We start from the raw sequence: 1,072 nt of genomic DNA, 5'->3' as shown, positions 1-1,072 counted from the left end.
TGTCTAAAGAAAAATTTGAACGTACGAAACCGCACGTTAACGTTGGTACTATCGGCCACGTTGACCACGGTAAAACCACTCTGACTGCAGCAATCTGTACTGTACTGTCTAAAACTTACGGCGGTGCAGCGCGTGACTTCGCATCAATCGATAACGCGCCAGAAGAGCGCGAGCGTGGTATCACTATCTCTACTTCACACGTAGAGTACGATACTCCAACTCGCCACTACGCACACGTAGACTGCCCAGGACACGCTGACTATGTTAAAAACATGATCACCGGTGCTGCGCAAATGGACGGTGGTATCCTGGTTGTTGCGGCAACTGACGGTCCAATGCCACAAACTCGTGAGCACATCCTGCTGGGTCGCCAGGTTGGTATTCCATACATCCTTGTATTCATGAACAAGTGTGACATGGTTGACGACGAAGAGCTGCTTGAGCTGGTTGAGATGGAAGTTCGTGAACTGCTGTCTGAGTACGACTTCCCAGGCGACGACTGCCCAGTCATTCAAGGTTCTGCACTGGGTGCACTGAACGGCGAAGCTGAGTGGGAAGCGAAAATCGTTGAGCTGGCAGAAGCACTGGATTCATACATCCCAGAGCCAGAGCGTGCGATCGACAAGCCATTCATCCTGCCAATCGAAGACGTATTCTCAATCCAAGGCCGTGGTACTGTTGTAACAGGTCGTGTTGAGCAAGGTATCGTTCGCGTAGGTGACGAAGTTGCAATCGTAGGTATCAAAGAGACTACCACTACTACTTGTACTGGCGTTGAAATGTTCCGTAAGCTTCTGGACGAAGGCCGTGCAGGTGAGAACGTTGGTGTTCTGCTGCGTGGTACTAAGCGTGACGAAGTTGAGCGTGGTCAAGTACTGGCGAAGCCTGGTTCTATCACTCCTCACACTAATTTCGAGTCAGAAGTATACGTTCTGTCTAAAGACGAAGGCGGCCGTCATACTCCGTTCTTCAAAGGCTACCGTCCACAGTTCTACTTCCGTACTACTGACGTGACCGGTACTATCGAACTGCCAGAAGGCGTTGAGATGGTAATGCCAGGCGACAACATCCA

1 protein-coding gene is annotated in these 1,072 nt (G+C 50.7%); it reads left to right on the top strand.

From position 1 onward, the window contains the following. A partial coding sequence (gene tuf / locus D515_RS24910) for an elongation factor Tu (protein ID WP_039850773.1) occupies positions 1–1,072 on the top strand: 1,072 nt, incomplete at both ends.

It is taken from the genome of Grimontia indica (assembly GCF_000333895.2).
Taxonomy (GTDB): domain Bacteria; phylum Pseudomonadota; class Gammaproteobacteria; order Enterobacterales; family Vibrionaceae; genus Enterovibrio; species Enterovibrio indicus.
The sequence above is the reverse complement of the archived record's forward strand: the minus strand, read 5'-3'. Positions and strand labels throughout refer to the sequence as shown.